Raw genomic sequence first — 25845 nt, 5'->3', positions numbered from 1 at the left:
CCCCCTCCTCCGGTGCGGCCGGTGTCGTGCCGTGCGCGTCAGCCGATGAACCGCAGATCGGCGATGGTGTCGCTCGCCACGAGCATGATGTAGAAGTCCGTGAGGATCAGGGTTCCCAGCGTGATCCACGCGAACTGCATGTGCCTGGTGTTGAGTTTCGAGACGAACGTCCAGATCCGGTAGCGCACGGGGTGTTTCGAGAAGTGCCGCAGCCTGCCTCCGGTGACGTGCCGGCAAGAGTGGCATGACAACGTGTAGCCCCAGAGCAGCACGACGTTGATCAGCAGGATCAGGTTGCCGAGTCCGATGCCGAACCCGCTCGGACCGCGGAAGGACAGGACGACGTCGTAGGTGTTGATCAGCGACACCACGAAGCCGGCGTAGAAGAAGTAGCGGTGCGAGTTCTGCAGGATCAGCGGGAACCGCGTCTCCCCGGTGTAGTGCCGGTGCGGTTCGGCGACCGCACACGCGGGCGGCGACAACCAGAACGATCGGTAGTAGGCCTTGCGGTAGTAGTAGCAGGTCAGCCGGAAGCCGAGGAGGAACGGCAACGACAGGAAGGCGAGCGGGATCCACATCGGGAGTTCGCCGACCCACGTGCCGAAATGGCGGGCGCCGTCCACGCAGGACGCGCTCACGCACGGCGAATAGAACGGCGTGAGGTAGTGGTAGTCCTCGACGTAGTAGGCGCTGCGCACGAACGAACGGATCGTCGCGTACACCACGAACACACCGAGACCGAGGACGGTGAGTGCGGGTGTCTGCCACCAGCGGTCGGTCCGCAGCGTCCGCGCGGTGATCCGTGCGCGGCCCTCGGATCGGACGCCGGTGGCCGGCTCACCGCGAGCCGCCGGCGTCGCCTCGGAGGTGCTCACCGCGAGCCGTGCAGCCCGCCGAGACCTTCGTCGTCCGTATCCATTCCGCGGAACAACGAGTCGTCGTACGGCGTATCGGGAATCGGGATGCGTTGACCGAGGCTGTTGACGACCTCGCGCGGAGGATGTTCGGCGAAGTCGCGTATGTCGATGTCGAGACGTTCGACGTCGTTCGACAGCCTCTTCACCGGGGCTGCGTCCCCGTAGCGCGATCGTAGGGATCCGAGGCATTGGCGCAGGTGGGCGGCGGTGCGCTGAAGTTCCTGCAATTCGCTGATGGACATCCGTACCTCCGGGCCGAGCGGTCGACATGTCCCTTCCGTAGCGGGTATCGGCATGTCGCGCCGGCCGACACGATGGGAACAGGCCAGTTGCAATGTGGCATCCATCACAGTACAGCGGAAGATCCGCCCGCACGCCGTTTCGTCGGGAGCGGCAGATCCGACCACCGAGAGGCACGGGTGGCGAAGACGCGGGCGTCGAGAGCGCCGCTGCCGGCCGGGATCCTGCCCACGATGGGGACGCCGGTGACGTCGGGGAGGTCGTCGAGATTGCACTGCTCCGCCAGATCCGGTGCAGCAGGCCAGGATCCGACGATGACCCCCGGACATTCGATCCCCGCCGAGCGGAGCGCGGCCACGGTGAGCGCGGTGTGGTTGAGCGTGCCCAGTCCCGCGGCGGCGACGATCACCGCCGGCGCTCCGAGCGCGGCCGCGACGTCGGCGAGGGTGAAACCGCCCGCGCCGAGCCGGACGAGCAGACCTCCCGCCCCCTCGACCAGGGTGAGGTCGTACTCGGTGTCGAGAATCCGGACGGTGTCGACGATCTCCTCGAGGGTGAGCATCGGGCGTCCGCTGCGCCGCGCGGCGGTATCCGGTGCGAGCGGATCGGGATACCGCGCGAGTTCGACGAGCCGGACACGGTCCCCGGCCAGTCGCCGGATCTCCTGCAGGTCGCCCGGCCCGTCGTCCGTCACGCCCGTCTGGGCGGGTTTGCACACCGCGACCCGCAGTCCCGCGGCCACGGCGTTCGCGGCGAGTGCCGCGGTCGCGACGGTCTTGCCCACATCGGTCGACGTGCCGGTGACGACGAGGATGCTCACGCCCGGGCTCCCGCGAGGACGTCGGTGAGCACCTCGTCGACGAGGGCGCGTTCGTCGTCGGTGAGGTTCGCGCGTGCCGTCAGGCGCAGCCGCGAGGTACCGGCCGGAACCGAGGGCGGCCGGAAGCAGCCGACGTGCACGCCGCGGTCGCGGCACCGCGCCGCGGCGTCGGCGGCGACGCGCGGGTCGCCGAGGATCACCGACACCACGGCGGACGGCGGCGCCTCGACGCCCGTGAGACGAGCCAAGCGCCCGGCCTGCTCGAGCACGGCAGCGGCACGTGCGGGTTCGGCGCGCAGCACCTTCAGCGCACCCCGGGCGGCACCGACGGCGGCCGGGGCGAGTCCGGTGTCGAAGATGAAGGTGCGCGCGGTGTCCACGAGATGTTCCCGCACACGCCCGTCGGCGAGGACGGCTCCGCCCTGGGAGGCAAGGGATTTCGACAGCGTCGCGGTGACGACCACATCGGGCTCGCCGGCGAGGCCCACTTCGTGGACGAGTCCGCGGCCCCCCGCGCCGCGGACTCCTACCCCGTGGGCCTCGTCGACGAGGAGCAACGCGCCGTGCGCTCGGCAGACGCGATGCAGTTCCCGCAGCGGCGCGAGGTCGCCGTCGGTGCTGAACACCGAGTCGGTCAGGACGAGCGCGCGGGCCTCGGTGCGGGTCGCGAGGGCGTGCGCGACCGCGTCGACGTCGTTGTGCCGGGTGACGACGATCCTCGAGCGGGACAGCCGGCACGCATCGACGAGCGAGGCGTGACCACCGGCGTCGGAGACGATCAGTGCGTCCTTGCCACCGAGGGCGGCGACGGCACCGAGGTTCGCGGCGTATCCGCTCGAGAACACCAGGCCGCTGTCGGCCCCGACGAAGTCGGCGAGTTCGCGTTCGAGGAGTTCGTGTTCGGCGGTGGTGCCGGTGACCAGCCGCGATCCGGTGGCGCCGGCTCCCCATCGCCGCAGGGCAGCGGTCGCTCCCGCGAGGACCTCGGGATGGCGGGTCAGGCCGAGATAGTCGTTGGAGGCGAGGTCGACGACGGTCGTGCCGGGGGTTCGGACGACGGGGTCGCGGTGCAGGCCCGCTGCGCGTCGCGCCGCTGCGGTGTCGTCGAGCCACGCCAGGGCGGGATGTGCGGTCATGAGCGGTGACCATACTTGAACACCGTTCAAGTCGTCACGTCGGTCGGCTCGGGTCGTAGGCTCGGACGGTTCGGCAGACCCCGACGAACGGCATGGGAGGTGGTCGTCCACATCGAATCCCGGGACGGAACGACGATCGGATTCCGCAAGCTCGGGCAGGGTCCGGGTCTCGTCGTCGTGCACAGCAGCATCGCGACCGGGGACGAATGGTCGCGTATGGCATCCGCCCTGGCGGACCGCTTCACCGTCCATCTCGTGGACCGGCGCGATCGCGGGGTTCCTCACCGCCGTCCGCTGACCCCTTCGGTCACCGAGCATTCGCGCCGACGGCGGCGATCATCCCCGAGGTGATCGCCGCGAGATCGTCGGCCGAGCAGATGTAGGGCGGCATCGTGTAGACGAGATTGCGGAACGGCCGCAGCCACACCCCGGCCGCCACGGCGGCGTCGGTCGTCGCGCGCATGTCCACCGGATCGGTGAGTTCGATCACGCCGATGCCTCCGAGGACGCGGACGTCCGCGACCCCCGGCAACTCGCGTGCCGGCGCGAGTCCCTCCGTCAGTCCCGCGTTCACCGCCGCCACCTCGGCCCGCCAGTCGCGGGAGAGCAGCAGTTCGACCGCCGCGACGGCGACGGCGCACGCGAGCGGGTTGCCCATGAAGGTCGGGCCGTGCATCACACCGCCACCCTCCCCCGCGCTGATCGCTTCGGCGACGGCCCGCGTGCACAATGTCGCCGCGAGGGTCATGTATCCGCCGGTGAGTGCCTTACCCACGCACATCACGTCCGGGCTCACTTGCGCGTGGTCGGCGGCGAAGAGTTCGCCTGTGCGCCCGAAACCGGTCGCGATCTCGTCGAAGATCAGTACCAGTCCGTGCTCGTCGCACATCCTGCGCAGCTCGCGCAGATACCGCGGGTCGTGGAAGCGCATGCCGCCGGCGCCCTGGACGACCGGTTCGACCACGATCGCGGCGAGCTCGTCGACGTGCTCGAGCAGGATCGCCTCGAAGTGCGCGACGTAGTCGGGATCGAAACGGGCCGGTGGGGCGGGGGTGAAGACCTGCCGCGCGAGCATGTCGGTCCACAGTGCGTGCATGCCGCCCTCCGGATCGCACACGCTCATCGGGGCGAAGGTGTCGCCGTGGTAGCCGCCGCGCCAGGTGAGCAGGCGACGCCGTCCCGGCCTGCCGACGGCACGCTGGTACTGCACCGCCATCTTCACGGCCACCTCCACCGACACCGAGCCCGAGTCGGCGAGGAAGACGGTGTCGAGACCGGCGGGGGTGATGTCGACGAGCAGTTCCGCGAGCCGCGCGGCGGGCTCGTGGGTGAGGCCGCCGAACATCACGTGGCTCATCCGGTCGAGCTGATCGCGGACGGCCGCGTCGAGCACGGGATGCCCGTATCCGTGCACCGCGGCCCACCACGAACTCATGCCGTCGACCAGCTCACGACCGTCGGCGAGGACGATCCGAGTACCGTGGGCACGGTCGACCACCAACGATTCGGTGGTCGCCGGAAACGCGCCGTAGGGGTGCCAGAGGTGCCGAGCGTCGAGGGTGCGGATCCGCTCGACCGGGAGAGGAGAGTTGCCCACGCCCAAACTGTAGGCGGTTGGAGGTCGCCGCCCGCAGCCGCGTAGTCTGCCCGAGTTGCCGTGAACGACGCTCACGGCAATCGGCCGGTGCGTTCGTCGCCCGGTTCGCAGCACAGCCGAACACGTAAGACACCGGGGGTATCCGTCACATGTCCGTCCACACCTCGGGACCGGAACTCGAGAGTGGCGCGCGGACAGCAGGCAGGCGCCCCGCGCGTCGTGCCGACATCGACGGATTGCGCGGTCTCGCGATCGCGCTCGTGGTGATCTTCCACGTCTGGTTCGGTCGCGTCTCCGGTGGTGTCGACGTCTTCCTGGCGCTCTCCGGCTTCTTCTTCGTGGGCACGCTCCTGAGGACCGCCGACTCCTCGGCCCCGCTCGATCCGCGTCCCGTCCTGCGGCGGATCGGCCGGCGTCTGCTGCCTCCGCTCGTCGTTGTGCTCACCGCTGTCGCGGCCGCCACGGTGGTGCTGCGGCCGTTCACGCAGTGGCTCGAGGTGGCCGACCAGACCGGGGCGTCGCTGCTGTTCTTCCAGAACTGGTATCTCGCCCGCACGGCGAGCGACTATCTGGCCGCGGATCCGATGGTCAGCCCGCTCCAGCACCTGTGGTCGATCGCCGTGCAGGGCCAGTTCTACATCGCGGCGCTCGTGGTGGTGTTCGGCTTCGCGTGGCTGTTGCGGCGGATGTCGGTGCCTGTCCGCCTACCCCTGACGGTGCTGCTGGCCGCCCTCACCGCGGCGTCGCTGGCGTACGCGGTGCTCGCCGACCGGCCGCAGTCGTGGATGTACTACGACAGCGCCGCCCGTGCCTGGGAGCTGACTCTCGGCGGACTGCTGATGTGCCTGTCGCCGTGGCTGCGGGTTCCGCGCGCGCTGCGGATCGTGCTCGGTGCGCTCGGACTCGCGGTGCTGCTCGCGTGCGGCTTCGTCCTCGACGGCAACTCCCTCTTCCCCGGGCCGTGGGCGCTCGTCCCCGTCGGTGCGGCCATGGCGCTCGTCGTCGCGGGTATCCGCTCCGGCTCCGGCTCCGACTCCGAGCACGACACGCCGTCGGCGCGACTGCTGGCATCCGCGCCCATGGTGCGCCTCGGGGCGATCGCCTACGCGCTGTACCTGTGGCACTGGCCGATCCTCATCGGTTACCTGATCGTGCTCGGGCACCCGTCGGTCGGCCTGGTGGGCGGGCTCATCGTGATCGCCCTGTCGCTGTTGCTCGCCGAGGCGTCGACCCGGTGGTTCGAGGACCCCATCCGCCGCGTCGAACCCCCTCGGCCGTCCCGCACCGCGCTCGTGGGTCTCGTGACGGTCCTGGCCGTCACCCTCGTCGGGGCCGCGAACCTCTGGCACACCCACGTCGACCGTTCGACGGAGGCCCTCGAGGGCGTCGCCGCCCTGCCGACGGAGCTGTACCCCGGCGCTGCGGTGTTCGATCCCGCCGTCTCCACCGAGCCGCAACCGGTGCAACCGCCGCTGCTCGTCGCCCATCGCGACCTGCCTCCCGCGACGCTCGACAACTGCATCGCCCAGCACACCAATCGCGCACCGTTGACCTGTACCTACGGCGACCCGCTCGCGACCCGCCGCATGGTGATCGTCGGGGGGTCGCACTCGGAGCACTGGCTCGCTGCGCTCGACGCGCTCGGCATCGAACACGGTTTCCGCCTCGACACCTATCTCAAGGTCGGGTGTCCGCTCTCCGATCCCCTCGCCCCGCTCGTCGAGGAGTCCCCGACGGTCGAGTGCGACACATGGTCGACCGCCGTGCTCGCCGAACTGCGCGCGGATCCGCCCGACTACGTGTTCACCACGTCGACGCGCACCAAGGACCAAGGCGAAGGGCCGGGCGACTTCGTTCCGTTCTGGTACGTCGATCTGTGGGAGACGCTCGCCGACTACGGCATCCCGGTGGTGGCGATCCGCGACAACCCGTGGCTGTTCCGCGGCGATCTCGCCTATCGGGCCGCCGACTGCCTTGCGGGGGGCGGCACCGCGGAGACGTGCGGGGTGCCGCGCGAGGAGGCGCTGGACCCGATCGACCCGGCCGTCGCCGCATCCGCGCACCTGCCCACCGTGTCGCTGCTCGACCTGTCCGACAAGTTCTGCCGGCAGGATCTGTGCCGGGCGGTGGAGGGAAACATCCTCATCTATCGTGACGAGAACCACCTCACCACGACCTACGTCCGGACGCTGACGCCCGAGCTCGGCCGACAACTCGGTCCCGCCACCGGCTGGTGGTGACGCGCTCACCCGGTGCCGGGACCGCCGGAAGACTACTGTTGGCGGGCATGGAGACCACCGAAGCGAGCGCCAGCGACGAGATGCCCGAGCCCCTGGAAGTGTGGCCGGGATCCCCTTATCCCCTCGGCGCGACCTACGACGGGGCGGGCACGAACTTTGCACTGTTCTCCGAGATCGCCGAGAAGGTCGAGCTGTGCCTGATCTCCCGTGACGGGACCGAGACCCGCATCCCGCTCGAGGAGGTGGACGGTTACGTCTGGCACGCCTACCTTCCGACGGTCTCCCCCGGCCAGCGTTACGGCTACCGCGTGCACGGTCCGTTCGATCCGGAGAACGGTCACCGGTGCGATCCGAGCAAGCTGCTCCTCGACCCGTACGGGAAGGCGTTCGACGGGTCGTTCGACGGCGACCCGTCGCTGTTCTCGTACCCGCTGCCCGGTGCCGAGCCCGTGGCCGACAGCGCCTCGGACGAGAGCACGGACGACACCGAGGACACCGACACCGAGGACACCGACACCGGCGACGCCGTGTCCACCGACGACGCCGAGCCCGAGGCGATCGCGACGGGGCAGACCTCCGACGCCGCCGCAGAGCTTCCCGGCCTGGATTCGCTGGGCCACACCATGACGACCGTGGTGATCAACCCGTTCTTCGATTGGGCGACGGATCGTCATCCCCGCCGCCCCTACAACGAGACGGTCATCTACGAGGCCCACGTCAAAGGCATGACGGCCACGCATCCGGACGTCCCCGAACACATGCGGGGCACCTACGCCGGTCTCGCGCACCCGGCGATCATCGACCATCTCCTCGATCTCGGCGTCACCGCGATCGAACTGATGCCCGTGCACCAGTTCATGCACGACCAGGTGCTGCTCGACCAGGGGCTGCGGAACTACTGGGGGTACAACACCTTCGGGTTCTTCGCGCCGCACGCCGAGTACTCGTCGTCGACCAAGCCGAGCGCCGTGGTCGCCGAGTTCAAGGCGATGGTGCGGGCCTTCCACGAGGCGGGCATCGAGGTGATCCTCGACGTGGTCTACAACCACACCGCCGAGGGGAACCATCTCGGTCCCACCATCTGCTTCCGCGGCATCGACAACGCCGCCTACTACCGCCTCGTCGACGACGACAAGGCCTACTACATGGACTACACGGGAACGGGCAACAGCCTCAACGCCCGTCACCCGCACACCCTGCAGCTGATCATGGACTCGCTGCGCTACTGGGTGACCGAGATGCACGTCGACGGCTTCCGGTTCGATCTCGCGTCGACCCTGGCGCGCGAGCTGCACGACGTCGACCGGCTGTCGGCCTTCTTCGATCTCGTCCAGCAGGATCCGGTGGTCTCGCAGGTCAAGCTCATCGCCGAGCCGTGGGATATCGGTGAGGGCGGTTACCAGGTGGGCAACTTCCCCGGTCAGTGGACGGAGTGGAACGGCAAGTACCGCGACACGGTCCGCGACTACTGGCGCGGCGAACCGGCCACCCTCGGCGAGTTCGCGTCGCGCCTGACCGGCTCGTCGGATCTGTACGAGGACACCGGCCGCCGTCCCGGCGCGTCGGTCAACTTCGTCACCGCCCACGACGGGTTCACCCTCGCGGATCTGGTGTCGTACAACGAGAAACACAATGATGCCAACGGCGAGGACAATCGCGACGGTGAGTCGCACAACCGGTCGTGGAACTGCGGTGTGGAAGGCCCCACGGACGATCCCGAGGTCCTCGCGCTGCGCGGGCGCCAGCAGCGCAACATGCTCGCGACGCTGATCCTGTCGCAGGGCACGCCGATGCTCGCCCACGGCGACGAGTTCGGTCGCACCCAGCAGGGCAACAACAACGTGTACTGCCAGGACAACGAACTCTCGTGGGTGGACTGGTCGCTCGCCGAGTCCAACGCCGACCTGGTCGCGTTCACCCGCAACGTGATCGCGCTGCGCACCGACCACCCTGTCTTCCGTCGTCGCAGGTTCTTCGAGGGCCGGCCCATCCGCAGCGGTGATCAGTCCCGCGACATCGCGTGGCGCACACCGGCCGGCGACGAGATGATGCCCGAGGACTGGGACAGCGGTTTCGGCAAGTCGCTCGCGGTCTTCCTCAACGGCGAGGGCATCCCCGAACCCGATCAGCGGGGGCAGCGCGTCGTCGACGACTCGTTCCTGATGTGCTTCAACGCCCATCACGAACCGATCGAGTTCGTCACCCCCGACGGCCCGCACGCCGAGGAATGGACGGTCGCGCTCGACACCGACGTTCCCGACGGTCTGCGCGAGGAGACGGTCGTCGCCGGTAAGCCGGTCGGGGTGCAGGCACGCTCGGTTCTGGTGCTCCGGAAGACCCGGTGACCACCGGCGGTACGGAGTCGGCAGGTGTGAACGGCGCCGGCGCGGGGAATACTGCGCCGGTGTTGTCCACCTACCGACTCCAGATGCGCGGCGACGAGTGCACCTTCGCCGACGCCGTCGCCCTGCTCGACTACCTCGACGCCCTGGGTGTCTCGCACGTCTACCTCTCCCCCGTCCTCAGCGCGACGATCGGGTCCACCCACGGATACGACGTGGTCGATCCCGGCACGGTCTCCGAGTCGCTCGGGGGACGCGAGGGTCTGGAACGGTTGTCGCGGGAGGCACGCGCACGGGGCATGGGGCTGGTCGTCGACATCGTCCCCAACCATGTCGGGGTGGCCGACCCACGTCAGAACGCGTGGTGGTGGGACGTCCTGAAGCACGGCTCCGGATCGCGCTACGCGTCGTTCTTCGATCTCGACCTCGCTGGTGACAACGGTGTGGACGGTCGGATCGCTCTGCCGGTGCTCGGATCGGACGACGCGGTGCAGGAGCTGACCGTCGACCGCTCCGGCGACGAGCCGATGCTCGCCTACTACGACAAGCGATTCCCGATCGCTCCCGGGACCGACGAGGGCACCGGTGAGGAGGTCCACGCGCGGCAGGCCTACCGGCTCGTGGCGTGGAACTCGGGGTTGATCGGATACCGCCGCTTCTTCACCGTCGACGATCTCGCCGCGGTGCGGGTGGAGGATCCCGCGGTGTTCGACGCGACGCACGAGCAGGTCGCGTCGTGGATCGCCGACGATCTGGTCGACGGGATCCGCGTCGACCATCCGGACGGTCTCGCCGATCCGTCCGGTTATCTCGCGCGCCTGCGCGAGGTGATCGGCCCCGAGCGGTGGCTCGTGATCGAGAAGATCCTCGGCGATGCCGAACCGCTGGATGCGACGCTGCCGGTGGACGGCACCACCGGCTACGACGCACTCGGCGAACTGTCGACGGTGTTCGTCGATCCGTCCGGCGAGTCGGAGCTGAACGCCCTGTCGCGCAGGTTCACCGGCGCCGAAGGCGACGCGCCGTGGCTGCACGCCCGCGAACACGACCTCAAACGATCGGTGCTCGGCAGCGGGCTCGCGCCGGAGGTGCGCCGCCTCGTGCGGGCGATCCGACGCGAGACCGGCGACACCGGCTGCGACGACGCGGCGCTGCGCGAGGCCGTGATGGCAGTCGCCGCACAGCTTCCCGTCTACCGCGCCGACTACGCGCCGCTCGCAACCCTGGTGCCGCGCATCGTCGGCGACCTCGCGCGGACGCAACCCGCGCTCGATCCTGCGCTCGCGGTGTTCGCCCGGGCGATGGCCCTCGGCGGTGAGGCCGCGTCCCGCTTCGGCCAGGTGTGCGGTGCCGCGACGGCCAAGGCGGTCGAGGACTGCCTGTTCTATCGGGCGGCGCGGCTGATCTCGCTGCAGGAGGTGGGCGGGCAACCCGGCCGTTTCTCGGCCACCCCGGCCGAGTTCCACCTCGCGTGGACCCAGCGGGCACGGCACTGGCCGCGGGCGATGACCACCCTGTCGACCCACGACACCAAACGCAGCGAGGACGTCCGGGCGCGGATCGGTGTGCTCTCGCAGGTCGCCGACGTGTGGTCCCGTCGGCTCGGGCAGTGGAACGAGTCGGCGCCCGCACCGGATCCGGCGATCGGACTGTTCCTGTGGCAGACCCTGTTCGGAGTCTGGCCGCTCGACGGAGTGGTGACCGACGAACTGCGCGAACGGGTACATGCCTACGCGCAGAAGGCGCTGCGCGAGAACGGAACCCGCACCACGTGGACCGAGGTCGACGAGGAATTCGAGACCGCGGTGGGCAGCTGGCTGGACGCGGTGATCGACGGACCGGTCGCGGGTGAGCTCACCGCTTTCGTGACCGAGGTCGAACCGCACGTCGCGGCCGTCTCGTGCGGCCAGAAACTGTTGCAACTGCTCGGCCCCGGCGTCCCCGACGTCTATCAGGGCACCGAACTGTGGGACGACTCGCTCGTCGATCCGGACAACCGGCGGCCGGTGGAGTTCGACGTCCGACGGCGGCTGCTCGACGCCCCTGATTCGGCGCCGGCGAAGTTCACGATCGTGCGCACCGCGCTCCGGTTGCGCCGCGAACGACCGGCGAGCTTCGTCGGTGGCGCGTACGTTCCGGTCCTCGCCACCGGCCCGGCCGCCGAGCACCTGCTCGCGTTCGGCCGCGGTCCGGCGTCGGACGACCTCGATGTCCTCGCGGTGGCTTCCCGCCGCACCGTGGCGCTGTCGCGTTCGGGGTGGAAGGACACGACCGTCGACCTGCCGGACGGCGATTGGTCGGATGCCTTGACCGGACGCTCCTTCACCGGTCGGGTGCGGGTGGCCGATCTGCTCGACTCCCAGCCGGTCGCAGCACTCGTCCGCGCGCGTTAGTCCTCGAGCGCGTCGAGCGCTTCCTCCGCGTCGAGCCGGCGCTGGGTGCGTCGCCGACTCCAGGCGAGAACCAGTCCTGCGAGGACGATGGCGACCGCCGCGCCGACGACGCGCCCCGCCCAGGTCGCGGCGTCGTTCTCGAAAGGATGGCTCTCGTAACGCAGGCGGAGGAAGATGCCGGCGACGCCGACGAGATAGAGCGCGGCGGCGGCGGCACTGCGGGGTCGCCACAGTTTCGCGGTGGCGTACAGGTCGACGTCGCGTTGCCGCGCGTACAACTGGGTCACGATCGACACGACGAACCAGGCCACGAGGATGCCCAGTGCCGTCCACGCCCCGGGCCGGCCGGCGAGCCACGGGAGCAGCGCCGCCGCCACCAGCGCGATCCACAGGGACAACTGGAATCCCACCGCCGATGCTTCGTTCCAGACGTCTCGCTGACGTTCGTCGCGGTAGAATTCGTCGTCCAGATCGCCGATGAAGCGCGCGGTTCTCACGAAGACCGTCATGAGGGCTCCTAGGTGGTGAGCGGGAACAGTTCCTCGACCGTGCTGTCGAGTCTGAGGGCGAGACGCAGGGCGAGGTACACGCTGGGCGCGTAGTCACCCTTCTCCGTCGAGACGATGCTCTGTCTGCTGACGCCGACCGCGTCGCCGAGCGCGGCCTGGGTGAGTCCCGCTTTCTTGCGGAATTCGCGGACCCGGTTGCTCCTCGGTGTGTCGGTCACACCAAAAGTAAACTCTGCTTGTCATTCCATGTCAAGCATTCTTGTCATTTTCGATTACCGAACCACCCCGGCACACCCGTCGGGCCGGACATGCAATCACCCCTCGGCGTAGTCGATCACGAAATGGAGAATTACATTCTCACGGTCGAAGGTTCCGTCACCGTTCCACCCTTCGGCGAATCATGCAACAATGCCGGGATTTCCGAGCAAGATCCGATCCCGACGAGGGGTGAATTCAGGATCGTCACCTACGGAATCCACGCGATACGCAGCAGTCCTTGGTTTACGTTCTCGAGCACGGAAGATCTAGTCCTCATCGCGAGCGCCGTCGCCGGCAGGACTTTGCGCAGTCAGAGAGAGGTTTCGATGAAGGCCGAAGACATGGTGATGATCAGCATCGACGACCACGTCGTCAACCAGTCCCGGACCGGCACCAGCTTCCTGCCGGCCGGCATGAGCCCGACGGACGTGTGGCGCAAGAACTTCCTCGCCTGCTACATCACCGAACCGAGCGGACTGAACAACCGTCACCGGCTCGGCGTCGACACCATCGCGTGGGAATGCGACTACCCGCACTCCGACTCGACGTGGCCGAACTCCCCCGAGATGCTCGAGGAGGAACTCGACGCATGCGAATGCACCGACGAGGAGATCGACAAGATCACCTTCGCCAACACCGCGAAGTTCTTCGACTGGGATCCCTTCGAGCACATCCCGCGTGAGGAGGCCACCGTCGACGCCCTGCGCGCCCGCGCCACCGACGTCGACATCAGCGAGACGTCCCAGGAGGAGTACCGCCGCCGTTACGAGCTCACCAACTCCGGCTCGTAGATTCCTGCTCCACAGGAGTCCACAACAGACGATGCCCGCCGATCCGGATCGGCGGGCATCGTCGCGTCTACGGTGTCGTGCCTACTGCGTCGCGTCTACGGTGTCGTGCCTACTGCGTCGTCACGGTCGGCTCACATCGGGTCCTTGCGCCACAACAGTGCGTGCAGGCACTCGACGGCCTCGGCGGGCGATTCGACGTCGAGCACTCCGGCGGCGGGCATCCGCCAACCGCCGATCGCGATGACCGGAACACCGATGCGGACCGCGAGCGCGATCTCGCTCATGGTGCCCCAGCTTCCACCCACCGCGATCAACGCGTCGCTGCTGCGCACGAGCAGCGCGTTGCGCATCTCTCCGAGGCCCGTGGGAACGGCCACCGTCAGATAGGGATTGCCCTCGGCACGGTCGTCTCCGGGCAGCAGGCCGAGGGTCGTCCCACCGGCTTCCACAGCGCCACGGCAGGCTGCCGCCATCACCCCACCGAGACCGCCGGTGACCACGACGGCCCGGCGTCCGGCGAGGAGTCCCCCGACCTGGCGGGCGAGGCGTCGCTGTTCGGGCGTGGCTTCACCCGGCCCCACGACCCCGACATAGCGCTGCGCATTCATGTCCGGCATTCTGCATCACGGAGCGCTCCGGAGCGCGCGGTCCGAGAACATCATTCACGCCCGGCATCGTCCGCTCCCGCTCTGACCGCCCCGAGGCCGGGCGATCGAGCCCATCGGGGGAGACTGTGGCCATGAGCAGAGCCGACCGCAGCACCGACACCCGCCCGGATTCCCCGTGCCCGTGCGGTCGCGGCGTTCCCCTGTCCGAATGCTGCGGGCCGCTGCTGGCCGGTGCGAGCGCGCCCACCGCCGAACGGCTGATGCGTTCGCGGTACACGGCATTCGCGACGCGCGACGCGGCGCACCTGCTGCGCACCTGGCACCCGTCCACACGTCCGCGCTCGATCGAGTTCGACCCCGGTCAGCGCTGGACCGGGCTCGAGGTCCTGCACATCACCGGAGGCGGATTCCTGCATACGACCGGCACGGTGGACTTCCGCGCGCACTGGACGGCGGACGGGGTGCCCGACTCGATGCGCGAGCACAGCCGGTTCGTGCGGGAGGACGGCGAGTGGCTCTACCTCGACGACTGCGGCGACGACTGAACCGACTCCGTCACGGCGCCGTTCGTCGCAACAGCGTCGCGCGCAGCGTTCCCGAGAGCCACTGACGGTACTGGTCGACGTCCCATCCGCGGTCTCGCCTCAGCAGCGCGTGCACCTGTGGGGAACTCAGGGTGAACAGGACATCGGCCGCGTGCTCGACGGTGACGTCCTCGCGCAGCCAGCCGGCATGTTCGAGTCCTTCCGCGAGGGTGCGGGCGTTCTCGGCCGTCGCCTTCGCGTCGTCCGCGGCGAAACGACGCATGTCGGGGTCCGCCCCCGATGATTCCACGGAGGTCATGAGCAGCCCGCCCGCGCGTTCGAGCATCGCGGTGCCGTAGCGGACCACCTGCTCGACCACGAGGTCGACGTGCGAGACCACGCCGCCGGCATGGGACGGTTCCGGATCTGTCGCCTCGCTCGCGCGCGGATCGCCGTCGCCGGCCACCGCGTGATCGAGCGCCTCGCGGAAGATCTCCGCCTTGCCGCCGGGGAAGGCGGTGAACACCGTCCGCACCGCCACACCCGCTTCGTCCGCGATGTTCTTGACGGTGGTGCTGACGTAGCCGTCGCGAACGAACAGCCGCGCCGCGGCGTCGCGGATCGTCTCGCGGGTTCGGCGGGCCGCTTCCTCCCGCAACGGCGAGGTGTACCGTCGGCGGGCTCGCTCGGGATTCGGGTTCACTCCCCCAGTATCGAGTGCATTGCAGCTGCAACAAAATTGACGCGCGGCAGGGTGGTACGCCGGTGGCGCCATCCCCTGCACCGACGCCTCCGACACGGCATGCTGGTCGAGTGCACACCTTCGAGGTCTGGGCTCCGATCCCGTCGTCCGTCCGACTGTTCGCCGACGGACGGTTCCACGACATGCAACGCGGCGACGACGGCTGGTGGCGCACCACCGTCGGCGTCGCTCCCGACACCCGATACGGTTTCGTGCTCGACGACGACACCGGGACGGTCCTTCCCGACCCGCGATCTCCGCGGCAGCCGGAGGGCGTGCACGAGCCGTCGCAGCTCCACGTGCTCGACGAGACGAAGTGGACCGACCACGGCTGGACCGGCCGGCAACTGACAGGAAGCATCGTCTACGAGATGCACGTGGGGACCTTCACCCCCGAGGGCACACTCGACTCGGCGATCGACCGTCTCGACGAACTCGTGGACCTCGGTGTCGAGTTCGTCGAACTCATGCCGCTCAACGCGTTCAACGGCACCCACGGATGGGGCTACGACGGCGTGCTCTGGTACGCGGTGCACGAACCCTACGGTGGCCCCGATGCCCTGCAGCGTTTCGTCGACGCCGCCCACGCGCGCGGACTGGCGGTGGCACTCGACGTCGTCTACAACCATCTCGGTCCGTCGGGGAACTATCTGGGCCGCTTCGGTCCCTATCTCTCCGCGGCCCCGGGAATCTGGGGCGACAACATCAACCTCGACGGTCCCGGATCCGGGGAGGTGCGCCGGTACATCCTCGACAATGCGCTGCGCTGGTTCCGCGACTTCCACATCGACGCCCTCCGGCTCGACGCCGTGCACGCGCTGATCGACCACACCGCCACACACCTCCTCGAGGAACTGTCGGTCGAGACGTTCCGCCTGTCCGCCCATCTCGGCCGCCCCCTGTCGTTGATCGCCGAATCGGACCTCAACGATCCGAAGCTGATCACTCCCCGGCCCGGCGGTGGATACGGACTGCACGCGCAGTGGGCCGACGACGTCCACCACGCGATCCACGCGGCGGTGTCCGGTGAACGGCAGGGCTACTACGGCGACTTCGGTTCGCTGGACTGCCTCGCGTACACGCTCGGGCACGGCTTCTTCCACGCCGGGACGTATTCGAGCTTCCGCGGCCGGGTCCACGGGCGCCCGCTCGACACCCGGCGCACGCCGGCGAGCGGTCTGGTCGCCTACACCTGCACGCACGATCAGGTCGGCAACCGGGCGCTCGGCGACCGGCCGGGTGCCTATCTCGAGCCCGGTCAGCTCGCCCTCAAGGCGGCGCTCGTGCTCACGTCCCCGTTCACGCCGATGTTGTTCATGGGCGAGGAGTGGGGTGCGAGCACACCCTTCCGGTACTTCACGTCGCATCCCGAACCGGAACTCGCCGCGGCCGTGGTCGAGGGTCGCCGGCGCGAGTTCGCCGAACACGGCTGGGACGCCGCCGACGTACCCGACCCGCAGGCTCCGGAGACCTTCATCGGCTCGAAGCTGCGCTGGGACGAACGCGACGAGGGCGGGCACGCCCGGTTGCTGGAGTGCTACCGCGCGCTCATCGCGCTCCGGCGGGACCGTGCCGAGCTCACCGATCCCTGGCTCGAGCACGTGCACGTGACGTACGACGAGGACGAGAAATGGCTCGTCGTGCACCGCGGGGCGCTGCGCGTGGCGTGCAATCTCGGACCCGACCCCGTCACCGTGCCGGTCGGCGGGAAACCACTGCTCTGGTGGGACGAACCGGTGGTCAACCGTACCGAGTCCGCAGTGTTGATCCCGGGCTGGTCCTTCGCGATCCTGGAGGCTCCCGAGATGCCCCGCCGATAACGTTCGTCAGGCGAAAAAAGTCGTTGATTATGCCACGAGTGGGCGAGTACCGTCTCAAGTACCTTCGAATTCTCGAGGTGAATCACCATGCAACCCAAGAAGATTCTGGCGAGTGTATTCCTCAGCACCGCCCTCGTCCTCGCTCCCGCCGGAGTCGCATCGGCGACCCCCACCGTCGACACAGCACCCGGGATCGTGAATGTCAGCGGAGGACACGACGACCACGGAAAGTACGACCACCACGATCACGACAAGAACTACAACCATCACGACAAGAAGTACGACCGCGACCATCACCGGAACCACTACTGGCGGCCCGACTGCTATTGGTGGGGCCCATGGCTGGTGTGCAATCGCTGGTGACCGCACACCAACCGTGACGTGACCGGGCCACCCGGTTACGTCAGATAACGGTAGGCCGGCGACCCCGGCTCGAGTCGCTGCGCGTCGATCGGCGACGCGTCCATGCGATTGAGCAGAGCCGAAAGGTCTTCCGCGGCACCCAGTTCGATACCGACGAGGGCAGCGCCGGTCTCCCGGTTGTTGCGCTTGACGTACTCGAACAGGGTGATGTCGTCGTCCGGTCCGAGGACTTCGTCCAGGAACCGCCGCAGTGCGCCGGGCTCCTGGGGGAAGTCCACGAGGAAATAGTGTTTGAGCCCGCGGTGGACGAGCGACCGCTCGATGATCTCGCCGTAGCGTGAGACGTCATTGTTGCCGCCCGACACCAGGCACACCACGTTCGCTCCGGGCTGCACCGAGATCGACTCGAGGGCAGCGACCGACAGGGCGCCGGCGGGCTCGGCGATGATGCCCTCGTTCTGGTACAGATCGAGCATCGTGGTGCACAGCGCACCCTCGTCGATCTGGGTCATCCCGAACGGGGCCCGGCCGAGCCCCTCCCGGCGCAGCGTAGCCACGAGCGGCAGGCTCGAATGGGACACGACCTCGGCACCGAGTTCGGAGACCACGGCGTAGGGGACGTCGCCGATCCGCTTGACCGCAGCGCCGTCGACGAACGGCTCGACCTCCGGCAGCGTGACGGGACCGCCCGCGACCAGCGCGGCGGTCATCGACGCTGCACCCGCCGGCTCGACGCCGACGATCGACGTGCGTGGGGACCGCTCGCGCAGATAGGCGGCGACACCGGCGATGAGGCCGCCCCCGCCCACGGGGACGAGCACGACGTCGAGATCGCCGTCGAGCTGTTCGAGGACCTCGCGCGCGATGGTGCCCTGCCCGGCAGCGGTGCGGGCGTCGTCGAAGGGCGGGATCATCGTCGCACCGGTGCGGATCGCATCGTCGGCTGCCGCTGCGGCCGCGGCGTCGAAGGTGTCGCCGACACCGATGAGTTCGACGCTGTCGCCGCCGTGGACACGGATCCGATCGCGCTTCTGCTTGGGAGTGCGGGTGGGCACGTAGATCCGGCCCTGGATTCCCATCACCCGGCACGCGTAGGCGACACCCTGCGCGTGATTACCGGCGCTGGCCGTGACGACGCCCGCGGCGCGCTCGGCCGCGTCGAGCTGCGCCATGGCGTTGTACGCCCCACGGAGCTTGAAGGACCGCACCCGGGTGAGGTCCTCCCGCTTGAGGTAGACGTTGGCGCCTACGAGCGCCGAGAGTCGAGGGCTGCGCTCGAGCGGCGTTGGGTCGACCGCCTCCGAAATTCGCTCGGCAGCCGCATCGATGTCGGCCGCGCGGGGCACGGCGGTCAGAGTCATCGGTTCTGCTGTTCGCGAAGTGGAGGTCACCCGTCAATGCTGCCACTCCCCCGATTCGACCACCACGGCGGGATCCGCATCGAGGGGGTAGCAGCACAGTCCGTCCGAGCGTGCTCGGTCTACGGGCCTTCGACCGGTTCGAGAACGAAGACGGGGATCTCGCGGTCGGTCTTCTCCTGGTACTCCGCGTAGGGCGGGAACGCCTCGACGGCACGTTCCCACCACTGCGCCTTCTCCTCGCCGTGGACCTCGCGGGCGGTCATGTCCCACACCTCGGTGCGGTCCCTGACCTCGACGTGCGGGTTCGCGACGATGTTGTGGTACCAAACGGGATGCTTCGGTGCACCGCCGAGCGAGGCGACAGCGGCGTACCTACCCTCGTGCTCGACCCGCATGAGAGGGATCTTGCGGAGCTTGCCGGACTTGGCGCCGACCGTGGTCAGGATGATGACCGGTCGACCCTGGAGGGTGGTGCCGCGGGTTCCGCCCGACGACTCGTACTCCTCGACCTGCTTGGCGCTCCATTCGACGGGACTCGGTTCGTACTCTCCGTGCAGTGGCATACCGACCAGTCAACACAATCGTTGTAGCAGTCGCCGCCCGATCGTCGAGTTCGGTGGCCCGAACTCTTCCCTGCGCCTATCCTGAAGAAAGAATTCTGCCCGGCCTACAGTCGCTCGGCCTACAGGAGGTGCACCGCGATGTCCGTGCTCGACCCCCGGATACACCGTGAGCGCACCGACGGTGTGGACATCGCCGGCACGATCTGGCCCCTGTACAAGCTCGAAGCACTCGCGGCCGGTCTCCTGACCCTGCTCGTGGTCCTCGTCGTCACCACCAGCGCCCAGAGCGCCGTCATCGGTGCCGCTGCGGTCACCGTCGTCGTGTGGTGGGTCCGCAGGATCCAGCAGCACGCACTCCGTTCCTAGACGCACCGGCCGACCCCGGCTTCCCGCGCGGCGCTCACCGAAGGGCTCGTGCCGCGCGGCGGACCGCTAGGTCGCCAGGCAGCCCGGCCCGAGCAGGGCCTTGAGGTCGCCCATGAGCGCCGACGACGCTTCGACCCGCAGGCTGTCGTCGAGCTTGAGGACGGTGACCTTGCTGCCGGTGATGAGCCGCACGTGCACGTCGGACGAACCGGGATGGCGCGTGAGCACATTCTTGAGGGCACCGACCTTGTCGGGGGTGCACAACCGGGTGGGCATCGACACCGAGACCGGCTTCGCGACGCCGATCTGCGACAGGTCGGGGACGGCGAGATCGTTGGCGATCAGGGAGATCCGGTCGTCACGGATCGACACCCGGGCCTTGACCAGCACCACCGAGTCCTCCACGACGTCCATGCCGTAGACGGCGTAGGACTGTGGGAAGAACAGCACCTCGATGCCACCGGTGAGGTCCTCGAGCTGCGCGGACGCCCAGGCGAGACCGTTCTTGTTGATGCGCCGGTTCACCGAGGCGAGGATGCCGCCGACGGTGACCTGGCTGCCGTCCTTGAGCGCGCCTTCGAGGATCGCGGGGATCTGGGTGTCGGCCTGGGACGCGAGGACGTGCTCGACGCCGTTGAGCGGGTGCCCGGAGACGTACAGGCCGAGCATCTCCCGTTCGAGGGCGAGGCGGTGCTTGGTGTCCCATTCCTCCTCGGGGATGCGGACGTTGAACACCGCGGCGACGGACTCGTCGGCGTCGTCGCCGCCGAACAGGTCGAACTGGCCGATGGCCTCGGCCTTCTTCGTGCTCATCACCGCGTCGATCGCGTCGGCGTGGACGAGCATCAATCCCTTGCGCGGGTGTCCGAGCGAGTCGAATGCACCTGCCTTGATGAGGGATTCGGTGACCTTCTTCGAACACGCGACGGTGTCGATCTTGTTGAGATAGTCGGAGAAGTCGGTGTAGCGGCCCTTCTCCTCCCGCCCCTTGATGATCGAGGCGACCACGTTCGTGCCGACGTTGCGGACGGCGCCGAGGCCGAACCGGATGTCCTCACCCACCGACATGAAGTTGGTGTGCGACTCGTTGACGTCCGGCGGCAGCACCGTGATGCCCATCTTGCGGCAGTCGGACAGATAGACCGCGGCCTTGTCCTTGTCGTCGCCGACGGAGGTGAGCAGACCGGCCATGTACTCGGCCGGGTAGTTCGCCTTGAGGTAGGCGGTCCAGAACGAGACCAGGCCGTAGCCGGCGGCGTGCGACTTGTTGAACGCGTAACCGGCGAAGGGCAGAACGGTGTCCCACAGCGCGGTGATCGCCGCCTGCGAGAAGCCGTTGTCCTTCATGCCCTGCGCGAAGCCGTCGTAGGCCTCGTCGAGGATCTCCTTCTTTTTCTTACCCATCGCGCGACGCAGCAGGTCTGCCTGTCCGAGCGAGTAACCGGCCACCTTCTGAGCGATCTGCATGATCTGCTCCTGGTAGACGATCAGGCCGTAGGTGTCGGCGAGGATCTCCTTCAGCGGTTCCTCGAGCTCGGGGTGGATCGGCTTGACCTCTTGCCGCCCGTTCTTGCGGTCGGCGTAGTCGTTGTGCGCGTTCATGCCCATCGGGCCGGGGCGGTACAGCGCGAGCACCGCGACGATGTCCTCGAAGCCGGTGGGCTGCATGCGGCGCAGCAGGTCGCGCATGGCGCTGCCGTCGAGCTGGAACACGCCGAGCGTGTCGCCACGCGCGAGCAGTTCGTAGGTCGCCGGATCCTCCAGCGGGAGGGTGTCGAGGTCGAGATCGATCCCGCGGTTGACCTTGATGTTCTCGATCGCGTCGCCGATGACGGTGAGGTTGCGCAGACCGAGGAAGTCCATCTTCAGCAGGCCGATGGCCTCGCAGGACGGATAATCCCAGCCCGTGATGATCGCGCCGTCCTGCGCGCGCTTCCACAGCGGGATCGCGTCCATGAGCGGCTCGGACGACATGATCACCGCGCAGGCGTGGACGCCGGCGTTGCGGATCAGGCCCTCGAGCCCGAGCGCAGTGTCGTAGATCTTCTTGATGTCCGGGTTGGACTCGATCAGCTGACGAACCTCGGCAGCTTCCTTGTACCGCTCGTGACTCGGATCGGTGATACCCGAGACCGGGATGTCCTTCGCCATGATCGGCGGCGGAAGTGCCTTGGTGATCTGGTCGGCGATCGCGAATCCGGGCTGGCCGAACTGCACTCGCGCGGAGTCCTTGATCGCCGCCTTCGTCTTGATGGTGCCGAACGTGATGACCTGGGCGACCTTGTCGTTGCCCCACCGCTCGGTGGCGTAGCGCACCATCTCACCGCGGCGACGATCGTCGAAGTCGATATCGATATCGGGCATCGACACGCGCTCGGGGTTGAGAAACCGCTCGAACAGCAGACCGTGCGGGATCGGGTCGATGTTGGTGATGCCCATCGCGTAGGCGACGAGCGAACCGGCGGCCGAACCACGGCCGGGGCCGACGCGGATGCCGACCTCGCGGGCGTGGTTGATGAGGTCGCCGACGACGAGGAAGTAGGCGGGGAAGCCCATCTGATTGATGACGCTGATCTCGTACTCGGCGCGCTCGACGTACTCGCGGGGCGGGCCGGCGGGGAAGCGACGGTCGAGGCCGCGCATGACCTCCTTGTGCAACCAGCTCGCCTGCGTCTCCCCTTCCGGCACCGGGAAGATCGGCATCCGGTCGCGGTGGGTCCACACGTCCTCGTAGGACTGCACGCGCTCGGCGATGAGCAGCGTGTTGTCGCACGCACCCGGCACCTCGCGGTCCCACTGCTCGCGCATCTCCTGCGCCGACTTGAGGTAATAGCCGTCGCCGTCGAACTTGAACCGGGTGGGATCGGAGAGGGTCTTACCGGTCTGGATGCACAGCAGCGCCTCGTGGTTCGCGGCCGCATCCTTGGTGACGTAGTGGCAGTCGTTGGTCACCAGCGGCGGGATGTCGAGCTTGCGGCCGATCTCGATCAGACCCTCGCGCACACGACGCTCGATGGACAGGCCGTGGTCCATCAGCTCGAGGAAGAAGTTGTCCTTGCCCCAGATCTCCTGCCACTTCGCGGCGGCTTCGAGCGCTTCGCGCTCGTGGCCGAGGCGCAGGCGCGTCTGGATCTCGCCCGACGGGCAGCCGGTCGTGGCGATGATGCCCTCGTGATGGTGGGCGATGAGCTCTTCGTCCATACGGGCCCACTTGCCGAGCTGACCCTCGATCGATGCGAGGGAGGACAGCTTGAACAGGTTCCGCAGGCCCGTCGAGTTCTCGGCGACCATCGTCATGTGGGTGTAGGCACCCGAGCCGGAGACGTCGTCGGACTTCTGGCCGGGATCACCCCACTGCACACGCTTGGTGGAGAAGCGCGACTCCGGCGCGACGTACGCCTCGATGCCGATGATCGGCTTGATGCCGAACTTCTTGGCGACGTTGTAGAACTCGCTGGCGCCGTACATGTTTCCGTGGTCGGTCATGCCCACGGCCGGCATCCCCAGCCGTTCGGCCTCCTTGAACAACGGTCCGACCTTCGCGGCACCGTCGAGCATCGAGTACTCGGTGTGGGTGTGCAGATGAACGAACGAGTCAGCCACGCGTGCCTCTCCCGGGATGTCTGTGGGCAGAGACGAGTCTAAGCCGCGCGAGGCTCCGCAGTGACCACGGCACGCTGACGACGGGCCCGCACGAGCGCGTCCGTGCTGTACACCGCCAGGGCGATCCAGATCAGGACGAAACCGATCCACCGCGAGGCGGGCATGTCCTCCCCGAGCACCACCACACCCCACGTCATCTGCAGGCTCGGCGTGAGGTACTGCAGCATGCCGAGTGTCGCGAGCGGGACCCGTTGTGCGGCCGCGCCGAAGAGCAGCAGCGGCACTGCGGTCACCAGCCCCGCCGATACGAGCAGGGCCGTGTGATCCACGCCGTGCCCGAGGAAGGTGCCGGTGCCGGTCACCGCGAGGAAGATCACGTACCCGAGCGCCAACGGGGCCGCGACGATCCCCTCCCCTGTCAGGGACGTGCGCGGATCGAGCGGCACGATCTTCTTGATCACCCCGTAGGACGCGAAGGACAGCGCCAGGGTCAGGGCGATGATCGGTGGTCTGCCGTAGTCGACGGTGATGACCACCACCGCGCACACCGCGAGCACCAGCGCCGCGATCTGCGCCGGCCGCAATCGTTCCCGGAAGAACAGGACACCGAACACCACGCTGACGAGCGGGTTGATGAAGTAGCCGAGTGCGGTCTCCACGACCCGGCCCGAGACGACGCCGTAGATGTAGACGCCCCAGTTGACCGCGATCGCGGTGGACGCCGCGGCGACCAGGCCCCAGGTGCGGGCCGACAGGCCGCGCAGGGTGCCGAGGCGTCCCATGACGCCCAGTACAATCAGCATGAGCACGAGGGTCCACAGCACGCGGTGCGCGAGGATCTCGACGGCGCCGGCGGGTTCGAGCAGACCGAAGTAGGCGGGGAACAGTCCCCACAATCCGTAGGCACCCAGACCGCACAGCACCCCGGTGCGCACGATGTTCCGCTGCCCCGAGTCGTTCCGATCCTCCGAGTCGCTCACCGGCTCACCCTACGGCTCCGCCGGTGCGCTGTCGTTCCGAGACACTGTCGTTCCGAGACACTGTCGTTCCGAGACACTTTCGTTCCGAGACGGGATCCACCGCACCGTCACACCTCCCCGTCGTCCGGGCCGGGCACGACCGTCTCGACGTGGGTGGGCAGCAGCGGGGTCACCGCGAAGCGTCCCGCGATCGCGTCTGCGGGCAGGACCTCCACGGCCCGCACGTCCGGGGCGTCGGCGACGGCCCGGAACTGTGAGGGAGTGCCACGGAGCACCGCCGCGACGACGCAGTCGCAGCCGTCGGCGAGCCGCTGCGCGGAGACCGCCCCGACCCGCGCGGCGCGTTCGGTCCCGAACTCCACCAGGCTCAGCCGGCCCGCGGCGACCGAGGGGGCACGACGTACCGCCTCCGAGTTCTCCGGCACCGCGACCGGCACCAGTGGTGTCTGGACGCGGTCGATCGGCACACGGAACAGCACCTGCGCCACGCGCACCTCGTCGGTGAGTTCGACGACCCGGTCGATGCCGACGGCGTCGGTGAACGACACCAGTCCCCAGTGCTCGAGGTCTCCGTCCGCTTCGGCCTCGGTCAGGCTGTCCGCGGCCCGTGTCAGATAGTCGGCGACCGCTTCCCCGTTGTCGGGACCGAGGGTGTCGCTGCCGACCGGGGCCGGCCGCGGCGGTGAGGTCCACCCGGCGACGAGCACGGCGACGACGAGAACGACGACCGCCGCCCAGGGCAGGACGCGTCCCATCGGTCAGGCGTTGCGCAACACGGCGAGCGCGTGTTCGAGATCCGGCGGGTACTTGCTGGTGATCTCGACCCAGTGCCCACGCGTGGGGTGCGAGAACCCGAGGGTGCACGCGTGCAGCCACTGCCGTTCGAGACCGAGACGCGCCGCGAGACGTGGGTCGGCTCCGTAGGTGAGGTCGCCGCAGCAGGGGTGACGCAGTGCCGAGAAGTGCACCCGGATCTGATGGGTCCGGCCGGTCTCGAGATGGATGTCGAGCAGGCTCGCGGCCTGGAACGCCTCGATCGTGTCGTAGTGCGTCACGCTGGGTTTGCCGTCGGCGGTGACCGTGAACTTCCAGTCGCTGCTGCGGTGGCGGCCGATCGGTGCGTCGATGGTGCCGCTGCTCGGGTCGGGATGCCCCTGGACGAGCGCGTGGTACCGCTTGTCGACCGTGCGTTCCTTGAAGGCGCGCTTGAGGACGGTGTAGGCGCGTTCGGACGTCGCGACCACCATGACGCCGGAGGTGCCCACGTCGAGCCGGTGCACGATGCCCTGGCGTTCGTGGGCGCCGGACGTGGAGATCCGGTAGCCGGCGGCGGCGAGGCCGCCGATCACAGTCGGTCCGGTCCAGCCGACGCTCGCGTGGGCGGCGACACCCACGGGCTTGTCGACCGCGACGATGTCGTCGTCGGCGTAGAGGATCTCCATGCCCTCGACGGGCTGGGCCTCGATGGTCAGGGGGCGGGGCGGCTCGGGCAGTTCCACCTCGAGCCAGGAGCCTGCGGACAATCGGTCGGACTTGCCCACCGCCGCGCCGTCGACCACGACGGCGCCCTCCTCGGTGAGCATGGCGACCACGGTCCGGGACAGACCGAGCAGGCGCGCGAGGCCTGCATCGACACGCATCCCGTCGAGCCCGTCGGGTACGGGCATCGCGC

Annotated in this window: 23 protein-coding genes; 8 read left to right on the top strand and 15 right to left on the bottom strand. The window is 68.6% G+C overall.

From position 1 onward, the window contains the following. Positions 1–38: 38 nt before the first annotated feature. The 5 genes from sdhC to BLV31_RS12140 all read right to left on the bottom strand — a co-directional run bounded on the left by sdhC (position 39) and on the right by BLV31_RS12140 (position 4710). The gene (gene sdhC / locus BLV31_RS12165) at positions 39–875 is read right to left on the bottom strand and encodes a succinate dehydrogenase subunit SdhC (protein ID WP_006554103.1); all 837 of its coding nucleotides are present in this window, start codon (positions 873–875) and stop codon (positions 39–41) included. Next, the gene (locus tag BLV31_RS12160) at positions 872–1159 is read right to left on the bottom strand and encodes an Rv0250c family protein (protein WP_064061508.1); all 288 of its coding nucleotides are present in this window, start codon (positions 1157–1159) and stop codon (positions 872–874) included. Before BLV31_RS12160 ends, sdhC begins: the two co-directional genes overlap by 4 nt. A gap of 104 nt (positions 1160–1263) precedes the next feature. Continuing rightward, a complete protein-coding gene (bioD, locus tag BLV31_RS12155; protein WP_006554105.1) occupies positions 1264–1977 on the bottom strand; it encodes a dethiobiotin synthase in 714 nt (237 codons plus the stop codon). After that, the gene (locus BLV31_RS12150) at positions 1974–3113 is read right to left on the bottom strand and encodes an 8-amino-7-oxononanoate synthase (protein ID WP_064061509.1); all 1140 of its coding nucleotides are present in this window, start codon (positions 3111–3113) and stop codon (positions 1974–1976) included. Before BLV31_RS12150 ends, bioD begins: the two co-directional genes overlap by 4 nt. Before the next feature lie 307 nt (positions 3114–3420). Further along, positions 3421–4710 (bottom strand): adenosylmethionine--8-amino-7-oxononanoate transaminase, encoded by a 1290-nt coding sequence (locus tag BLV31_RS12140; protein ID WP_064061510.1) that lies wholly within the window; start codon positions 4708–4710, stop codon positions 3421–3423. Positions 4711–4859: 149 nt separating this feature from the next. On the opposite strand from BLV31_RS12140, the gene BLV31_RS12135 reads away from it, so the two are divergent. From BLV31_RS12135 to treY, 3 genes are read left to right on the top strand one after another with little or no spacing between them, the layout of a single operon-like run. Then, positions 4860–6950, top strand: coding sequence for an acyltransferase family protein (locus BLV31_RS12135; protein ID WP_033097619.1), 2091 nt, complete (start codon positions 4860–4862; stop codon positions 6948–6950). A 47-nt stretch (positions 6951–6997) separates the two neighbouring features. Next, positions 6998–9295: a glycogen debranching protein GlgX gene (glgX, locus tag BLV31_RS12130; protein ID WP_064061511.1), complete on the top strand. Its 2298-nt coding sequence runs from the start codon at positions 6998–7000 to the stop codon at positions 9293–9295. Next, positions 9292–11685 carry a malto-oligosyltrehalose synthase gene (treY, locus tag BLV31_RS12125; RefSeq protein WP_072740437.1) on the top strand — a complete coding sequence of 798 codons (2394 nt, stop codon included), beginning with the start codon at positions 9292–9294 and terminating at the stop codon, positions 11683–11685. The genes glgX and treY overlap by 4 nt, the downstream gene beginning before the upstream one ends. On the opposite strand, the gene BLV31_RS12120 is transcribed toward treY, so the two are convergent. Together BLV31_RS12120 and BLV31_RS12115 are read right to left on the bottom strand one after the other, a co-directional pair. Continuing rightward, complete coding sequence (locus BLV31_RS12120; protein ID WP_064061512.1) at positions 11682–12194, bottom strand: hypothetical protein; 513 nt, start codon at positions 12192–12194, stop codon at positions 11682–11684. The two genes, treY and BLV31_RS12120, sit on opposite strands and share 4 nt — an antisense overlap. An 8-nt stretch (positions 12195–12202) precedes the next feature. Beyond that, the gene (locus tag BLV31_RS12115; protein WP_019289735.1) at positions 12203–12412 is read right to left on the bottom strand and encodes a helix-turn-helix transcriptional regulator; all 210 of its coding nucleotides are present in this window, start codon (positions 12410–12412) and stop codon (positions 12203–12205) included. A gap of 366 nt (positions 12413–12778) precedes the next feature. Between BLV31_RS12115 and BLV31_RS12110 the strand changes: the two genes are divergently transcribed. Continuing rightward, positions 12779–13243, top strand: coding sequence for an amidohydrolase family protein (locus tag BLV31_RS12110; protein WP_235367100.1), 465 nt, complete (start codon positions 12779–12781; stop codon positions 13241–13243). A gap of 131 nt (positions 13244–13374) precedes the next feature. Here BLV31_RS12110 and BLV31_RS12105 read toward each other — a convergent pair whose 3' ends face one another. Further along, positions 13375–13860, bottom strand: coding sequence for a TIGR00725 family protein (locus tag BLV31_RS12105; protein WP_006554113.1), 486 nt, complete (start codon positions 13858–13860; stop codon positions 13375–13377). Positions 13861–13982: 122 nt separating this feature from the next. On the opposite strand from BLV31_RS12105, the gene BLV31_RS12100 reads away from it, so the two are divergent. Continuing rightward, positions 13983–14396: a YchJ family protein gene (locus tag BLV31_RS12100; protein WP_033097615.1), complete on the top strand. Its 414-nt coding sequence runs from the start codon at positions 13983–13985 to the stop codon at positions 14394–14396. Between the two features lie 10 nt (positions 14397–14406). Here the strand turns inward: BLV31_RS12100 and BLV31_RS12095 are convergent, their stop codons facing one another. Continuing rightward, positions 14407–15078: a TetR/AcrR family transcriptional regulator gene (locus tag BLV31_RS12095; protein ID WP_006554115.1), complete on the bottom strand. Its 672-nt coding sequence runs from the start codon at positions 15076–15078 to the stop codon at positions 14407–14409. A 110-nt stretch (positions 15079–15188) separates the two neighbouring features. Here BLV31_RS12095 and treZ point away from each other — a divergent pair, with 110 nt between their 5' ends. Both treZ and BLV31_RS12085 read left to right on the top strand, forming a co-directional pair. Continuing rightward, positions 15189–16937 (top strand): malto-oligosyltrehalose trehalohydrolase, encoded by a 1749-nt coding sequence (gene treZ, locus BLV31_RS12090; protein ID WP_039585198.1) that lies wholly within the window; start codon positions 15189–15191, stop codon positions 16935–16937. Between the two features lie 87 nt (positions 16938–17024). Continuing rightward, entirely contained in the window at positions 17025–17300 is a 276-nt protein-coding gene (locus tag BLV31_RS12085) for a hypothetical protein (RefSeq protein ID WP_019289739.1), read from the top strand. Between the two features lie 35 nt (positions 17301–17335). Here BLV31_RS12085 and ilvA read toward each other — a convergent pair whose 3' ends face one another. Together ilvA and BLV31_RS12075 are read right to left on the bottom strand one after the other, a co-directional pair. Continuing rightward, positions 17336–18661, bottom strand: coding sequence for a threonine ammonia-lyase IlvA (ilvA, locus tag BLV31_RS12080; RefSeq protein ID WP_064061514.1), 1326 nt, complete (start codon positions 18659–18661; stop codon positions 17336–17338). Positions 18662–18780: 119 nt separating this feature from the next. After that, complete coding sequence (locus BLV31_RS12075) at positions 18781–19224, bottom strand: nitroreductase family deazaflavin-dependent oxidoreductase (protein ID WP_006554119.1); 444 nt, start codon at positions 19222–19224, stop codon at positions 18781–18783. 138 nt (positions 19225–19362) lie between these two features. Between BLV31_RS12075 and BLV31_RS12070 the strand changes: the two genes are divergently transcribed. Next, positions 19363–19590: a hypothetical protein gene (locus BLV31_RS12070; protein ID WP_006554120.1), complete on the top strand. Its 228-nt coding sequence runs from the start codon at positions 19363–19365 to the stop codon at positions 19588–19590. Between the two features lie 66 nt (positions 19591–19656). Here the strand turns inward: BLV31_RS12070 and dnaE are convergent, their stop codons facing one another. The 4 genes from dnaE to BLV31_RS12050 all read right to left on the bottom strand — a co-directional run bounded on the left by dnaE (position 19657) and on the right by BLV31_RS12050 (position 25840). Beyond that, a complete protein-coding gene (gene dnaE, locus BLV31_RS12065; RefSeq protein WP_019289741.1) occupies positions 19657–23193 on the bottom strand; it encodes a DNA polymerase III subunit alpha in 3537 nt (1178 codons plus the stop codon). 38 nt (positions 23194–23231) lie between these two features. After that, positions 23232–24173, bottom strand: a complete 942-nt coding sequence (gene rarD, locus BLV31_RS12060; RefSeq protein ID WP_371850684.1) for an EamA family transporter RarD — start codon at positions 24171–24173, stop codon at positions 23232–23234. Between the two features lie 107 nt (positions 24174–24280). After that, the gene (locus BLV31_RS12055) at positions 24281–24928 is read right to left on the bottom strand and encodes a hypothetical protein (protein WP_064061515.1); all 648 of its coding nucleotides are present in this window, start codon (positions 24926–24928) and stop codon (positions 24281–24283) included. A 3-nt stretch (positions 24929–24931) separates the two neighbouring features. After that, entirely contained in the window at positions 24932–25840 is a 909-nt protein-coding gene (locus BLV31_RS12050) for an RluA family pseudouridine synthase (RefSeq protein WP_170318568.1), read from the bottom strand. Positions 25841–25845 lie beyond the last annotated feature (5 nt).

Origin of the sequence: Rhodococcus pyridinivorans, assembly GCF_900105195.1 — a bacterium.
Taxonomy (GTDB): domain Bacteria; phylum Actinomycetota; class Actinomycetes; order Mycobacteriales; family Mycobacteriaceae; genus Rhodococcus; species Rhodococcus pyridinivorans.
The sequence above is the reverse complement of the archived record's forward strand: the minus strand, read 5'-3'. Positions and strand labels throughout refer to the sequence as shown.

Bases quoted from the DNA above. Each gene is read 5' to 3' on its own strand.
- BLV31_RS12055 (WP_064061515.1), bottom strand. From the start codon at position 24,928: ATGGGACGCGTCCTGCCCTGGGCGGCGGTCGTCGTTCTCGTCGTCGCC.
- ilvA (WP_064061514.1), bottom strand. From the start codon at position 18,661: ATGACTCTGACCGCCGTGCCCCGCGCGGCCGACATCGATGCGGCTGCC.
- glgX (WP_064061511.1), top strand. From the start codon at position 6,998: ATGGAGACCACCGAAGCGAGCGCCAGCGACGAGATGCCCGAGCCCCTG.
- BLV31_RS12085 (WP_019289739.1), top strand. From the start codon at position 17,025: ATGCAACCCAAGAAGATTCTGGCGAGTGTATTCCTCAGCACCGCCCTC.
- BLV31_RS12100 (WP_033097615.1), top strand. From the start codon at position 13,983: ATGAGCAGAGCCGACCGCAGCACCGACACCCGCCCGGATTCCCCGTGC.
- BLV31_RS12110 (WP_235367100.1), top strand. From the start codon at position 12,779: ATGAAGGCCGAAGACATGGTGATGATCAGCATCGACGACCACGTCGTC.
- BLV31_RS12160 (WP_064061508.1), bottom strand. From the start codon at position 1,159: ATGTCCATCAGCGAATTGCAGGAACTTCAGCGCACCGCCGCCCACCTG.
- BLV31_RS12105 (WP_006554113.1), bottom strand. From the start codon at position 13,860: ATGCCGGACATGAATGCGCAGCGCTATGTCGGGGTCGTGGGGCCGGGT.
- BLV31_RS12050 (WP_170318568.1), bottom strand. From the start codon at position 25,840: ATGCCCGTACCCGACGGGCTCGACGGGATGCGTGTCGATGCAGGCCTC.
- BLV31_RS12150 (WP_064061509.1), bottom strand. From the start codon at position 3,113: ATGACCGCACATCCCGCCCTGGCGTGGCTCGACGACACCGCAGCGGCG.
- BLV31_RS12075 (WP_006554119.1), bottom strand. From the start codon at position 19,224: ATGCCACTGCACGGAGAGTACGAACCGAGTCCCGTCGAATGGAGCGCC.
- BLV31_RS12120 (WP_064061512.1), bottom strand. From the start codon at position 12,194: ATGACGGTCTTCGTGAGAACCGCGCGCTTCATCGGCGATCTGGACGAC.
- BLV31_RS12135 (WP_033097619.1), top strand. From the start codon at position 4,860: ATGTCCGTCCACACCTCGGGACCGGAACTCGAGAGTGGCGCGCGGACA.
- BLV31_RS12070 (WP_006554120.1), top strand. From the start codon at position 19,363: ATGTCCGTGCTCGACCCCCGGATACACCGTGAGCGCACCGACGGTGTG.